The organism is Rhizobiaceae bacterium (assembly GCA_023953845.1).
Classification (GTDB): Bacteria; Pseudomonadota; Alphaproteobacteria; order Rhizobiales; family Rhizobiaceae; genus Arvimicrobium.
The window spans coordinates 427768-440683 of the sequence record JAMLJC010000001.1; the positions used below are offsets into that span (position 1 = coordinate 427768).

The 12916-nt window shown below is 64.0% G+C and carries 14 protein-coding genes and 1 tRNA gene; 3 read left to right on the forward strand and 12 right to left on the reverse strand.

Going from position 1 to position 12916, the window contains the following annotated elements:
• Window positions 1-28: 28 nt before the first annotated feature.
• The 11 genes from pstB to M9955_02195 form a co-directional block, all read right to left on the reverse strand.
• A complete protein-coding gene (pstB, locus tag M9955_02145) occupies window positions 29-853 on the reverse strand; it encodes a phosphate ABC transporter ATP-binding protein PstB (protein MCO5080441.1) in 825 nt (274 codons plus the stop codon).
• Between the two features lie 17 nt (window positions 854-870).
• Complete coding sequence (gene pstA / locus M9955_02150) at window positions 871-2181, reverse strand: phosphate ABC transporter permease PstA (GenBank protein MCO5080442.1); 1311 nt, start codon at window positions 2179-2181, stop codon at window positions 871-873.
• Complete coding sequence (gene pstC, locus M9955_02155; GenBank protein ID MCO5080443.1) at window positions 2178-3641, reverse strand: phosphate ABC transporter permease subunit PstC; 1464 nt, start codon at window positions 3639-3641, stop codon at window positions 2178-2180. The genes pstA and pstC overlap by 4 nt, the downstream gene beginning before the upstream one ends.
• An 85-nt stretch (window positions 3642-3726) precedes the next feature.
• Window positions 3727-4764 (reverse strand): substrate-binding domain-containing protein, encoded by a 1038-nt coding sequence (locus tag M9955_02160; protein ID MCO5080444.1) that lies wholly within the window; start codon window positions 4762-4764, stop codon window positions 3727-3729.
• A 157-nt stretch (window positions 4765-4921) separates the two neighbouring features.
• A complete protein-coding gene (locus tag M9955_02165) occupies window positions 4922-6535 on the reverse strand; it encodes a copper resistance CopC/CopD family protein (protein MCO5080445.1) in 1614 nt (537 codons plus the stop codon).
• A 57-nt stretch (window positions 6536-6592) separates the two neighbouring features.
• A complete protein-coding gene (locus tag M9955_02170) occupies window positions 6593-7117 on the reverse strand; it encodes a YcnI family protein (protein MCO5080446.1) in 525 nt (174 codons plus the stop codon).
• Between the two features lie 153 nt (window positions 7118-7270).
• Window positions 7271-7645 carry a hypothetical protein gene (locus tag M9955_02175; GenBank protein ID MCO5080447.1) on the reverse strand — a complete coding sequence of 125 codons (375 nt, stop codon included), beginning with the start codon at window positions 7643-7645 and terminating at the stop codon, window positions 7271-7273.
• 190 nt (window positions 7646-7835) lie between these two features.
• Window positions 7836-7997: a hypothetical protein gene (locus M9955_02180; GenBank protein MCO5080448.1), complete on the reverse strand. Its 162-nt coding sequence runs from the start codon at window positions 7995-7997 to the stop codon at window positions 7836-7838.
• Between the two features lie 33 nt (window positions 7998-8030).
• Window positions 8031-8291, reverse strand: a complete 261-nt coding sequence (locus tag M9955_02185; protein ID MCO5080449.1) for a hypothetical protein — start codon at window positions 8289-8291, stop codon at window positions 8031-8033.
• Between the two features lie 178 nt (window positions 8292-8469).
• Window positions 8470-8544, reverse strand: a tRNA-Glu gene (locus tag M9955_02190).
• Window positions 8545-8653: 109 nt separating this feature from the next.
• On the reverse strand, window positions 8654-9037 hold the full coding sequence (locus tag M9955_02195; protein MCO5080450.1) for a fimbrial protein: 384 nt from the start codon (window positions 9035-9037) through the stop codon (window positions 8654-8656).
• Window positions 9038-9051: 14 nt separating this feature from the next.
• Here M9955_02195 and M9955_02200 point away from each other — a divergent pair, with 14 nt between their 5' ends.
• Window positions 9052-10095 carry an RluA family pseudouridine synthase gene (locus M9955_02200; protein MCO5080451.1) on the forward strand — a complete coding sequence of 348 codons (1044 nt, stop codon included), beginning with the start codon at window positions 9052-9054 and terminating at the stop codon, window positions 10093-10095.
• Window positions 10096-10273: 178 nt separating this feature from the next.
• Window positions 10274-11182, forward strand: coding sequence for an RNA polymerase sigma factor RpoH (gene rpoH, locus M9955_02205; GenBank protein ID MCO5080452.1), 909 nt, complete (start codon window positions 10274-10276; stop codon window positions 11180-11182).
• A 79-nt stretch (window positions 11183-11261) separates the two neighbouring features.
• On the opposite strand, the gene M9955_02210 is transcribed toward rpoH, so the two are convergent.
• Window positions 11262-12026 carry a class I SAM-dependent methyltransferase gene (locus M9955_02210; GenBank protein ID MCO5080453.1) on the reverse strand — a complete coding sequence of 255 codons (765 nt, stop codon included), beginning with the start codon at window positions 12024-12026 and terminating at the stop codon, window positions 11262-11264.
• Between the two features lie 81 nt (window positions 12027-12107).
• Between M9955_02210 and M9955_02215 the strand changes: the two genes are divergently transcribed.
• Complete coding sequence (locus tag M9955_02215; GenBank protein ID MCO5080454.1) at window positions 12108-12914, forward strand: helix-turn-helix transcriptional regulator; 807 nt, start codon at window positions 12108-12110, stop codon at window positions 12912-12914.
• Window positions 12915-12916: the final 2 nt, after the last annotated feature.

Consider the following 12916-nt stretch of genomic DNA (forward strand, 5'->3'; position numbering starts at 1 on the left):
TCCTCGGAACTTTCGGGTGCCTGATCGCTCAGCCAAAACGGCCGGTGATGTAGTCCTGCGTGCGCTTGTCGTCGGGGTTGGTGAACATCTTCTCGGTCGGCCCTTCCTCGACCAGATAGCCGAGATGGAACATGGCCGTCCGCTGCGAGACGCGCGCCGCCTGCTGCATCGAGTGGGTGACGATCACGATCGTGTAGTTCTGCCGCAACTCGTCGATCAGTTCCTCGACCTTCGCCGTTGCGATCGGATCAAGCGCCGAGCAGGGCTCGTCCATCAGGATGATCTCCGGCGCGACCGCGATGGCCCGCGCGATGCAGAGGCGTTGCTGCTGGCCGCCGGAAAGGCCGGTGCCCGGCTCGTGCAGACGGTCCTTCACCTCGTTCCAGAGTGCGGCGCGCTGCAGGCTCTGCTCCACGATGCGGTCGAAGTCGGCCTTGCTGCGGGCCAGCCCGTGGATGCGAGGACCATAGGCGACATTCTCGTAGATCGACTTCGGGAATGGATTCGGCTTCTGGAACACCATGCCGACGCGGGCGCGCAGTTCCACCACGTCGATCTTCGGATCGTAGATGTCCTCGCTGTCCAGCGTGATCTTGCCGCCGACCTTGCAGCCGTCGATCGTGTCGTTCATGCGGTTCAGGCAGCGCAGGAAGGTCGACTTGCCGCAGCCGGACGGGCCGATCAGCGCCGTCACCTGCTTTTCGCGCACGTCGAGATCGACGCCGAACAGCGCCTGCTTCTCGCCGTAGTGCACGGTGACCTTGTCGCCCTTCATCTTGATCGGTTCGTTGGTCCCCGCATTCATACTGTCGCTCACCGCCTTTTCGAGGGACGTATCGGTCATGATGTTCATCTTCGAACTCTCCCTGCCTACCAGCGACGCTCGAACCGCCGCCTCAGCACGATGGCGGTGATGTTCATCACCATCAGGAAGGCAAGCAGGATGATGATCGCGCCGGACATTCTTTCAACGAAGGCGCGTTCCGCCTCGTTGGCCCACATGTAGATCTGCACCGGCAGCGCCGTCGCCGGATCGAACGGCGTCGCCGGATAATTGGCGACGAAGGCCACCATGCCGATGAGCAGCAGCGGCGCCGTCTCGCCCAGCGCGCGCGCCAGTCCGAGGATGGTGCCCGTCAGGATGCCCGGCAGCGCCAGCGGCAGGACATGGTGGAACACCATCTGCATGCGCGAGGCGCCGAGCCCCAGCGCGGCGGAGCGGATCGACGGCGGCACGGCCGCGAGTGCGGCGCGCGTCGCGATGATGATGGTCGGCAGCGTCATCAGCGTCAGCACCAGACCGCCGACCAGCGCCGCCGAGCGCGGCAGGCCCATGAAGTTGATGAAGACCGCGAGGCCCAGCAGGCCAAAGACGATCGACGGCACAGCCGCGAGGTTATTGATGTTGACCTCGATGATGTCCGTCAGCCGCGTCTTCTTGGCGAATTCTTCGAGATAGATCGAGGCGGCGACGCCGATGGGCAGCGCCAGCACCAGTACGATCAGCATCATGTAGAGCGAGCCGATGATCGCCACGCCCATGCCCGACGTTTCGGGGCGGCTCGACGCGCCGAAGGTGAAGAGGCCGGTGTTGAACTTCTCCGCCAGCACGCCGTCGGCGGCGAGCTTGTTCATCCACTCCACCTGCAGGTCGGAAACCTTTCGGCGCGCCTCGTCGACGGAGAGGTCGATCTGACCCTTGTAGGCGGAATCGATATTGGCCGAGGCCAGTATGCCGACTGGAACGGTTTTGCCGATGATCGACGGATCCGCCATCACCATGTCGCGAAGCGTGACGCGCGAACTGTCGGACAGGAAGCCCTTGAGGTTGCGCACCGCGACCCTGTCGCCGGGATCGATGCCGAGTGCCGCGACCAGGGCGTTTTCCGCGAGCTTCGGGTAGTTGGCTGTGACAAGCACGTTCGGGTCCGTCGCGCGCTGGTTCTGCGGATCGATCACCGTCTCCTCGAAGGTGACCGGGAGCGTCACCGTCGTCTGCCAGAAGGCGGTGTAGCCCTTCGATACGATCGAGAGCAGCATGACCGCCAGGAAGATGATGCCGACCGAGATCGCCAGCACGCCGTAGAGGCGGAAGCGGCGCTCGGCCGCATAGCGCTTCTTGAGCCCGATGTCGCGGCGCGGACGCGCGACGGAGACCGATCCGATGGCGATGTCGGTCATTCGTACTGCTCCCGGTATTTGCGGACGATGTAGAGGGCGACGATATTCATCGCGAGCGTCACGAAGAAGAGCGTGATGCCGAGCGCGAAGGCGACCAGCGTCTGCGGCGAATTGAATTCGAGATCGCCGGTCAGCTGGTTGACGATCTTGACGGTGATCGTCGTCATCGCCTCGAACGGATTGAGGGTGAGGTTGGCGGCGACGCCGGCCGCCAGAACCACGATCATCGTCTCGCCGACGGCGCGGGAAGCGGTCAGCAGGATGGCGCCGACGATGCCGGGCAGCGCGGCCGGCAGGATGACACGCTTGATCGTCTCGGAACGCGTCGCGCCGAGGCCCAGCGAGCCGTCGCGCATGGCGCGCGGCACTGCCGTGATGATGTCGTCGGACAGCGAGGAAACGACCGGAATGAGCATGATGCCCATGACAAAGCCGGCGGTGAAGATCGACTGCGCCTGGATGAAGGGCGATCCGCCAGCCAGCGCGGCGCTCAAATCACGCAGGAAGGGCCCGAGCGTCACCAGCGCGAAGATGCCGTAGACGATGGTCGGGATGCCTGCCAGCAGCTCCAGCGCGGGCTTCACGACGGCCCGCACCTTGGGCGAGGCGTATTCGGCCATGTAGACGGCCGACATCAGCCCGATCGGCACGGCGACGAGAAGCGCGACCAGCGCGATGTAGATCGTGCCGGCCAGCAGCGGTATCAGGCCGAACTGGCCCTCCGAGCCGCCGGAGCCGGCCGCCGCGAAGCGCGGGTCCCAGACCGTGCCGAAGAAGAAATTGATCGGCGAGACGCTCTCGAAGAAGGTGATGGTCTGGAACAGCATCGACAAAACGATGCCGATGGTGGTGAGGATGGCGATGGTGGACGCGCCCAGCAGGCCCCACAGCATCAGCTTCTCGACCGAATTGCGCGCCCTCGCCCGAGGCTCGATCTGGCGCAGGCCGATCACGGCGCCGCCGAGCGCCAGCATGATCGCGACCGCACCGCCGACGAGGGAAAGAAGCGACGACTTCGCATTCAGTTCCACCGCGGCGGGGATCATGTAGTCCTGCGTGTCGGGAGCCAGCGCTACGCCCTTCGCCGCGAGAAGCGGCTGCAGTTCGGCGAAAGTCCCGGGAAGGTTCGCCTGTGTCTCGGCATCGAGCCGGTTGATGCCCCGCGCCAGGCTCTTGATCAGGCTGACCGCGAGCGTTTCGCTCGTACCGCTTTCGGCGACTTCCGCTGGCAGCGCTGCATGCACGCTGCGCTCGATATAGATCGACGAGCCGATCAGCCACACCGCGAGGAAAAGGAACGAGGGCACTACGGCCAGCAAGAGGGCCCACCAGCCGTGATAGTGAGCGCGCGAATGCGGCTTGATCTGGCCGCCCTCGAACCGCACGGCCCGCGTGCGACCGATGAAATAGGCCACCAGCCCGATGGCAAGCAGCAGCACACAGACAAGCAAAGGCGACATCAGCGAATCCCGGCGACCGGCGTCGAGGTGAAATCGAAACGGGAGGACCGGCGGCGCGAAGCCGCGCCGCCGGTCGCTCCGCTCATTACATGGTCTTGCCGGCGGCGAAATCGTCGCGCTGCTGCTGGCGCTCCGCGTCCGGGGCGGCAACGAGGCCGTAGTCGGCCAGCGGGCTTTCCGGACCGACCATCTGGTCGTCGAGGAAGAACTCGACATACTCCTTGAGGCCCGGGATCACGCCGAGATGCGCCTTCTTCACGTAGAAGTAGAGCGGGCGCGACACCGGATATTCACCGGAAGCGATGGTCTCGACCGAAGGGGTGATGCCGCCGACGGTGGCGACCTTCAGCTTGTCGGCGTTGTTCTCGTAGAAGGCGAGGCCGAACACGCCGACGCCGGTCTTGTTGGAGTCGATGCGGGCCAGCGTCTCGGTGTAGTCGCCATCGATGTCAACGGCCTTGCCATCCTTGCGCACGGCCTTGCACGCCGCGTCGGCGGCCTTCTCGTCCAGGCCCGAAGCCTTGGCGGCCTCGGGACCGCCAAGCGCCTTGCAGCCGGCGATCAGCAGCTTTTCCTCAAAAACTTCGCGCGTGCCGTGCTTCTCGCCCGGAATGTAGGCGGCGATGTCCCAGTCCGGCAGATTCGGGTTGACTTCGTTCCACTTGGCGAAGGTGTTGTCGACCAGCTTGCCGTCCACGACGACCTTGGCGGCGAGCGCCTTGTAGACGTCTTCCGGTGTCAGCGCCCAGTCCGGACCGGTCGCCGAGGTGGCGAAGACGATGCCGTCATAGCCGATCTTGATTTCCTCGACGTCCTTCACGCCGGCGTCCTGGCAGGACTTCAACTCGTCTTCCTTCATCTTGCGCGAGGAATTGGCGATGTCGATGGTGCTTTCGCCGACGCCCTTGCAGAATTCCTTGATGCCGGCGCCCGAACCGCCCGACTCGACGACCGGCGTCTTGAAGTTGGTGAAGGTCTCGCCGAAGGTCTCGGCGACGATCTTGGCATAGGGCAGAACGGTGGACGAACCGGCGATCTGGATCTGGTCGCGGGCGGCGGCGTAGCCGGCCGAGGCGGCGATCGCGACCACCGCGGCGGAAGCCGTGAGGAGGAATTTCTTCATTGGGCCTGCTCCTGTTCGGAAAACATTTCGTGACGCTTCTGCGTCTGCGGGCAGGCTCTAACGCTCCTTTGTAACAGCTGGATGACAGTTTTATGTAGCTTCGATCACGATGCACCGGTCCGGTTCGCCCACCCCCTTCGGCTGCGCTCCGGCGGTGTCAGGGCCTGATCCGGATTTCACCGTGGAGCCTCGCGATGTCGAAATCGCTGATGAGCACGTCGACACGAACCTGCCACAGGCCGGCGAGCGGAATCGCGACGCCATCGGCATGCCAGTCCGCCATGCCTTCTCCCCGTGAGAGCGGACGTTTGAAAGGTTCGATGCCGGCATCCGGCTTCGAGAAAGTGATCGATACCTGCCTGGGTTCGATGGCGCCGTAATCCGCCGCGAGCACATTCGCCACAACGTTGACCGGCCCGGCTCGCGCCGGGCCTACCCAGAGAACCACCGCTGCCTTGTCGGACTGCAGTTCGACCGTGACCGGCTCTACCGCCTGGGCCGCAAGCACCCGCGGCGGAGGCGTGAACCGCCAGACGGCCGCCGTCCCGAAAATCGCGATCGCAACGACCGTCTCCACGGCGATTGAACGCACCAGCCTGCGTGTCGCGGATTCGTCTCCCGACTGGACGGATTCCGTCAACGACCACCGGTTGACGCCGGCCAGCAGAAAGAGGCCGACGAGAAGCATGAGTTTGACAAACAATACCTGTCCGTAGGCCGTATAGAAAAGGGCTGCCGGCCGCTGCACCTGAACAACAGCCAGCGCAAAGCCCGTAGCCACCAGCATTCCCACAAAGACGGGAATGGCGCGGGAGAAGCGCCGCAACGCGGCCTTTGAATCTTCCCCGTTCCGTCTCAGGGCCAAGCCCAGCGGAACAAGCGCTCCAATCCACACCGCCAACGTCACCGCATGCAGAAAGACAGCCGGCCGCATAAGCCATTGGGGCGCCGCCGCGCTGGCATGGCCGCTTAGCGAAAGCGCCATGCCGACCATGAGCAGCGCGACGACAGCGGCTGCAACATCGAAGCGTCGAGGCAGCGCCAGACCGGATGCCGCAAGGGCAATGGCCGCCAGCGACACGAGTATCGTCCAGCCATAGGTCGTGGTCAGCCCGGCGGACCAGACGATCGGGTCAAGGAAGTTCTGGGCGGGCGCCGCGAGCGCGTCCAGTCCCTGGAAGCCTCCTGAAAGGATCGCCCCTCCCGCACCGATCACCAACGCAGCGCCCACGAACCGGCGGCCGCTCGCCATGCGGGGCATAAGGACGGCTTTGGCGAAAACGCCGCCGACGCCCGTGAACAGCCCGACATAAAGAGCGAGCTTCGAAAGCCAGAGTCCGCCTCTGACCGTCCAATCGATCTGGTCTTCGACCGCCGGCGCCTGGACGCTGGCTTCGCCGATCGAAAACACCACCGAGCCTCCGATGGGATGACCATCTTCGGACACGACTCGCCAGCTCAACACATGCGTGCCGCGCGATAGGGATGAGGGCGCCTCGATCTCGACCGTGCGGTCTCTGAGCTGGTACAGATCCAGCGCAATCGACCCGCCATCGGGCTTCACCAGCTTCAGCGCCAGCGGCGAAACCGGTTCGCTGAACGTCAGCAAATACCGGCTCGGCGCATGTTCGACCACCGATCCATCCGCGGGCTCGGCTACCGTAAGCGACGCGTGCGCGCATGCCGTCGCGACATGCCAAAACAGGACAAGCATCGCGGACGACAGCAGCCTGACAACGCGGGCAAGGCTCATCTGGAACGCCTGCACCATATCGGCCTCTCCGAAGAGTGGGACGGCAACGCCTGCAACATGCGCCGCAGCGCGATGTCAATGGCCGCCGGCCTGTTCCAGCAGCTTCACCCCCGGCGCCGGTAGTTCAAGATCGTCGCCCGATTGACCAGCCGCGGGGATTTCAATCCAGCGCTCGGCCTTTCCCTCCGGGCATTCTTGCACGACCGGGAAATAGAGGGTTTCCCCGACCTTCAGGTCTCCCGTGACGTAGCCGCGCAAGACGAACTCGTCATACTCATCGTCACCGAGACTGCCGCCGCTCCAGACGACTTCCTTCACGCCTTCGCTCGTCGGCGTTCCATAATAATCATACGTCTTTGCGTATTTGCCTCTGACCTTTTCCAGTTTCCAACCGGCCTTCGGTTGCGGTTTGACGGAAATGACGCCTTCCGGGATCTGAACGCGGATGACATTGGTAGGCGTACCCTCGCAACCATGCGGAACGCGGAATATCGCCTTGTATGTCGACGCCACCGGCGCCTCGGTTTTTTCCAGCGACACGTGAGCGAAGGCGGAAGAGGACATGCTGGCGATAGCCGCCACAAGAAGAAGCTTTTTCATATCATGATACCGTGATTGTCGTCCGGCGCTGCGGCCGGCACATGGCTGATTTCTCTGATGCTGGCGCATACCGGCAATCGGGGCGGACGCCCCCGGAACCGCGACGCGCGCATCCGTTTCACGGACGACGAATCGGATCGGTATGCGCGGTTCTCAGGATTTCAGCGGCGGCGCCCGGGGCTGTCCCTGATGATGCGCCAGACCGGAGACAGCGGGCCCTTCGGAAACTCCAGGTTCGAAAACCGTTACGAAGAAGGGGATCGCGCCATGGCCGTCACTGGCCGGCAGGGCCACGAGCGGGGAAGCGCTGGCGCATCCCATCGTGCAGCAATCAGGAAGCGAAGAGTGGTTTTCCGAAGGCGGAGAGTGTTCGGTGCTCGTAATGCAGAGCGGATTGCCAAACGCATCCAGCATGGGACCCAGCGACATGATGCCGGCCGACCACGCCGTGACGACGCCTTGCAGAAAAAGCATCACGCTCGCGACAAGCGCGATCGTTATGTTCTGCGTTCGGCGGGATTTCTTCACTGAGCCACTCCGCTTTCGTCCGTAGCGCAGAGACTGGCAGCAGCGCCAGATGCTCTTTTGTCGCTGCGTCATGACGTCAGTTGCGCGGGATGGTGCGTAGCTCGGCCAGTCCGGACAAGTGGTCGTCGCCGTGATACTCGCGGATATCGTGCCGCCACGTCAAAACGCGGAGAAACGATCCTCGTATGCCTCAGATCTGCCGCGTCGGCTTCGGCATGTCGTCAGGATGCGGCACGGGAACGTCGTCAGGTTCGATGACCGGCTCCGGATCATGGACGTCCGGGGGTGAATCCGGCGCGGGCGGCGTCACAAGATCGTCCGGATTTTCCAGCGGCGGCTCTTTCGGGTCCATCACCCGGCCTCCGTTCCTGTCCCGCATGACACACTATACGGGATCACCAGCCTCGCGGATGTTGCGGCGCCTGATCGCCCGCTCCTCCGCATCGTCGGGCAGCGCCTCGTCGCTCTCCTGAAAGGGATTATCGTCATCCTCTTCCGGCGCGTCGTCAGCTTTCGGCTCCTCCGACAGTTCGTCCGCCAGAATCTCGTCCGCCGGCGTTTCTATCTCATCTCCCGCCATCGCGTCCCAGTCGACGCCCACCGGAAGGGGAAGGTCATCCGTATCGATTTTCCGTTGACGGGGCATGGCGCGGTTCCTCGTTTCCACGCCAACGATCAGCGTCACGATCCGTTGCATTCGGGAATCGAAAGAGGGGATGTGGAGGATGCCGGATCACGCCTGCCGCCGGAAACAGGACATGGCGAACCATGCGGCGAGCGCCTTGGGCCAACCGACTTCCAACTATTTGAAACATCAGGAAAACTGGTACGCCCAAGGGGAATCGAACCCCTGTTTGCGCCGTGAGAGGGCGCCGTCCTGACCGCTAGACGATGGGCGCAGCCGATGACGTCACTTAGTCCGCCGGATCGGAAATTGCAACTCTCAATCTGCCGATTGCCTTCCTGCGAGCGACGGGACGCAGCGGGCAGCGAGAATGGCGATACGGATCATTGCGATGCCAGGGCGAGACGGGCGATCACCCGGCGCTGTCCGATATCGTACACGAGGATGATACGTTCGCCGTTCGCCGTTTCGAGATCGAGCGAGACGCGATTGCCCGAAAGCGACTGCGAAACAAGGCGCGACCCGGCCGGAACCGGAATCTGCGCGTCGATCATTTCTCCGTCCGGGACGGCGATGTCGGTCGCGACTGGCGGCGCATCCTTCGTTGCCGATCTATAGACAACGGCGGCGATGACGATGATAACGGCCGTGAACAGCAGGCCAAGATTGATGACGACGAAGCGCAAGAGCCTGCGCCGGACGCGCTCGACGGCGGGATCGAGCGGCTTTTCCTCGTTTTCGTCGGTCAACGGCCCTGTCCTGCTCATAGGTTCTCGAACGGATGATGGACGACCCTGATAGCGAAGCCGGGCCGGCATTGAAAGTGGTCGCCGGCGGCGAGGCGAAAGGCCAGCGGCTCGACCAATGGCTGGCGGCCGCATTGGGAGCCGACTTTTCGCGCAGCCGCGTGCAGCAGCTGATCCGGCAAGGCGCGGTGCGGGTGGGAGACGCCGTCGTATCCGAGCCGAAGCGGAAGATGCTGGCGGGCGATATCGTCGAAGTGGATCTGCCCGAGCCCGAGCCTGCCGAACCCGTGGGCGAAGACATACCGCTGTCGGTTCTCTACGAGGACGATCATCTGATCGTCATCGACAAGCCGGCGGGGCTTGTCGTCCATCCCGGCGCGGGAAACTGGACCGGCACGCTGGTCAACGCGCTGATCCACCATTGCGGCGACAGTCTGTCCGGTATCGGCGGCGTGAGACGCCCCGGCATCGTCCATCGCCTCGACAAGGACACGAGCGGCGTGATGATCGTCGCCAAGACCGACACAGCGCATCGCAGGCTTGCGGAGGCCTTTGCCGATCATGGCCGTGAGGGCGATCTCGAACGCGCCTATGCCGCCCTCGTCTGGGGCGCGCCGACCCGCGATGCGGGCTCTGTCGAGGCGCCGATCGGACGCGCCGCCCGGGACCGCACGCTGCGCGCCGTCGTGAAGGAGACGCAGGCGGATGCAAGGCATGCGGTGACGCACTATATTGTCGAGGAGCGGTTTGGTGGCGCACGGGAAAACGCGGCCGCTTCGCTCGTCGAATGCCGGCTTGAGACGGGCCGGACGCACCAGATCAGGGTGCACATGGCCCACATCGGCCACCCGGTGATTGGCGATCCCGATTATGGCGCGGCATTCCGGACCAAGGCCAACAAGCTGCCGGAACCGCTCGGAGGAATGGTGAAAGCCTTTCCGCGACAGGCGCTCCACGCGAAGCTGCTGGTGTTCCGCCATCCGGCGACCGGCGAATTGATGCGCTTCGAGACGCCGCTGCCGGAAGACATGGCGACGCTTGTAGACGCCTTTCGGAAACTTGATCGAAGCATCAAGTAGTTTGACTGGCGCCCATCACTTCGCCGTGACAATCTGTTCTGGCTTGAACAATTTGCTTGGTTTTCTCGTTTTGTTCCTATATAAGCCGGTTGTCGCTGCATTGCAGCCACCATTGGGGTGCAAGCGGCATGTGCCCGCCTCATTCAGGGGGCACGACTGAAGAGAGGAGGGTGCTTGAATGGCCCAGACACTACCCAGCATCGTTTCCGGTGAAGGCGGCCTGTCCCGCTACCTGGAAGAAATCCGCAGATTTCCAATGCTTCAGCCGCAGGAAGAGTACATGCTCGCCAAGCGGTATGCGGAGCATGCCGATACCGGCGCAGCGCACAAGCTGGTCACCAGCCACCTGCGTCTCGTCGCGAAGATCGCGATGGGTTATCGCGGCTATGGCCTGCCGATCGGCGAGGTGATTTCGGAAGGCAATGTCGGCCTGATGCAGGCCGTGAAAAAGTTCGAACCGGAGCGCGGCTTCCGCCTGGCGACCTATGCCATGTGGTGGATCAAGGCCTCGATCCAGGAATACATCCTGCGCTCCTGGAGCCTGGTGAAGATGGGAACGACCGCTAACCAGAAGCGGCTGTTTTTCAACCTGCGCAAGGTGAAGGGCAAGATCCAGGCTCTTGACGACGGCGATCTCAGGCCGGACCAGATTGCCGAGATCGCGACGCGGCTGAACGTCAGCGAGGAAGAGGTCGTTTCGATGAACCGTCGCCTTTCGGGCGATGCGTCACTGAACGCTCCGATCCGCGCGACGGAAGGCGAATCCGGCGAGTGGCAGGACTGGCTTGTCGATGAACACGACAACCAGGAAGAGATGCTGATCGAGCAGGACGAACTGGAGAACCGCCGCACAATGCTGGCGGGCGCCATGTCCGTGCTGAACGATCGCGAGCGCCGCATCTTCGAGGCGCGCCGTCTCGCGGAAGAGCCGCTGACGCTGGAAGAACTCTCCAGCGAGTTCGACATCAGCCGCGAACGTGTACGTCAGATCGAGGTGCGCGCCTTCGAGAAGGTGCAGGACGCGGTGAAGGCAGCCGCCAAGCGGCAGGCCAGCGCGCTGCGCACCATTGAGGCCCGCCCCCAGTAAGCGCGGAACGTTCCCTAGAACAACAACCGCCGCCCCTTCGGGCGGCGGTTTTGTTTTCGAGCCGACATACACGCCGGGCTTATGTCGCGCGGGCGCGGATCATCATCACGTCGAGCATGAAAGAGCCGTCGGCCTCGATGGCGAAGTGACGCCGCACTTCCTCCGAAGCGCCCTGCTGCAGTGCGCGGATTGCCCGCACATTGGTCTCCGGCGTCTGCATGCGCGCGATCCAGACGGGAAAATCCATGCGCACCCGCCAGGTCTGGTGGCCTTCCGTCACGAAACCCGCCCTGCCCGCCGCACGCAGCCATTCCGACAGCGAATGGTCGCGGACATGCGACATGTCGCGCAGGAGTTCCACCGCCTGCAGATGCGTGTCGAGCAGCGGCGTCTCGGACGCGAAGACGTCCATGAAGACAGCCGTCGCGCCGTGTCGCGCCACGCGGCGCGCTTCACGCAGCCCGCCCTCGAAATCGTGCCAGTGATGCGCCGAGTAGCGGCTGGCCACGAAGTCGTAGACGCCATCGGCAAAGGGCAGTTTTTCCACCGCCGCCTCGACGGTCCCGATGTTGCCGAGTCCTTTGGCCCGCGCCGTTTCCCTGACAGCCGCAAGCATTTCCGGCGACAGGTCCGCCGCCGTCACCGAACCGGCATGGCGGGCCATCAGGTAGGAGACGTGGCCGCCACCGGCGCCGAGGTCGAGCGCGCGTTCCGGCCGGATCGCCGCGACGACCGCCTCGAGCGCCGCGAGATCCTCGCCCTGCGCATGCACGGCGCTCTCGACATAGGCGGCGGCGCGCGGGCCGAACTGAGCCTCGACGAGTTCCTTGTGAGCCTGGGTCATTTTGTCTCCTCGGTTGCGGATACGGATGCCACAAGCGTATCCTGTTACAATCGAAAATCTTATTCCGGTATAAAAACTATCATGATCGAGCATGACCAACGCCGACTCCTCGGCGAATTTGTTCGCGCTCACCGCGAACGCCTGCCGCCGCCTGAGCCGGGAGGCAGGCGGCGCACGCCGGGTCTGCGTCGCGAGGAACTGGCGGCACGCGCCGGCATCAGCGCCACGTGGTGCACATGGATAGAGCAGGGCCGCGAGGTTCGCGCCTCTCCGGAGACGCTGAAACGGCTGGCCGTCGCGCTGGCGCTGTCGCCGGCCGAACGAAGCTACATGTTCGAGCTGGCCGGCCGGATCGATCCCGACGCCGGTGACGCCGACGGTCCGGACGCTTTGGTTTCGCTGCGGACGGCAGTCGGGCTGCTGGACTGCCCGGCCTACGGGCTCGATCCATTCTGGAACGCCTGCTGCTGGAACACGCCTGCCGGGGCGCTGTTTCGCGGCTGGCTTGACGGCGGAAGCGACAGGGCCGGTAAGCGGAATCTGCTCCGTTTCGTCTTCCTCGACCACGCCGCGCCGACGTTGATCCCTGAATGGGAGGAGCGTGCGCGCCGCCTGCTCGCCGAGTTTCGCGCCGATTTCGCCCACAATTTCAGAGATATGCGGATGCGGGCGCTCGTCGACGATCTTCTCGCCGGAAGTCCGCTGTTCGCGAAGGCCTGGCACGCGCAGGACGTCCAGCATCGCGAGGGCGGACTGCGCAGTTTTCGCGACCGTGACGGCGGCGTGCTGCGTTTTATCCAGCACACGTTCCATCCGGCCGGACATGCCGGCTACAAGCTCGTGATTCTGCTGCCTGCGCCGGTGGAAGACCGACCGGAACCGCGCTGAAC

Excerpts from the sequence above, each read along its gene's own strand:
- pstA (MCO5080442.1), bottom strand. The coding sequence starts at position 2,181 with ATGACCGACATCGCCATCGGATCGGTCTCCGTCGCGCGTCCGCGCCGC.
- M9955_02180 (MCO5080448.1), bottom strand. The coding sequence starts at position 7,997 with ATGGACCCGAAAGAGCCGCCGCTGGAAAATCCGGACGATCTTGTGACG.
- M9955_02195 (MCO5080450.1), bottom strand. The coding sequence starts at position 9,037 with ATGAGCAGGACAGGGCCGTTGACCGACGAAAACGAGGAAAAGCCGCTC.
- M9955_02165 (MCO5080445.1), bottom strand. The coding sequence starts at position 6,535 with ATGGTGCAGGCGTTCCAGATGAGCCTTGCCCGCGTTGTCAGGCTGCTG.
- rpoH (MCO5080452.1), top strand. The coding sequence starts at position 10,274 with ATGGCCCAGACACTACCCAGCATCGTTTCCGGTGAAGGCGGCCTGTCC.
- M9955_02215 (MCO5080454.1), top strand. The coding sequence starts at position 12,108 with ATGATCGAGCATGACCAACGCCGACTCCTCGGCGAATTTGTTCGCGCT.
- M9955_02170 (MCO5080446.1), bottom strand. The coding sequence starts at position 7,117 with ATGAAAAAGCTTCTTCTTGTGGCGGCTATCGCCAGCATGTCCTCTTCC.
- M9955_02210 (MCO5080453.1), bottom strand. The coding sequence starts at position 12,026 with ATGACCCAGGCTCACAAGGAACTCGTCGAGGCTCAGTTCGGCCCGCGC.
- M9955_02160 (MCO5080444.1), bottom strand. The coding sequence starts at position 4,764 with ATGAAGAAATTCCTCCTCACGGCTTCCGCCGCGGTGGTCGCGATCGCC.
- M9955_02185 (MCO5080449.1), bottom strand. The coding sequence starts at position 8,291 with ATGCCCCGTCAACGGAAAATCGATACGGATGACCTTCCCCTTCCGGTG.
- pstC (MCO5080443.1), bottom strand. The coding sequence starts at position 3,641 with ATGTCGCCTTTGCTTGTCTGTGTGCTGCTGCTTGCCATCGGGCTGGTG.
- pstB (MCO5080441.1), bottom strand. The coding sequence starts at position 853 with ATGAACATCATGACCGATACGTCCCTCGAAAAGGCGGTGAGCGACAGT.
- M9955_02200 (MCO5080451.1), top strand. The coding sequence starts at position 9,052 with ATGATGGACGACCCTGATAGCGAAGCCGGGCCGGCATTGAAAGTGGTC.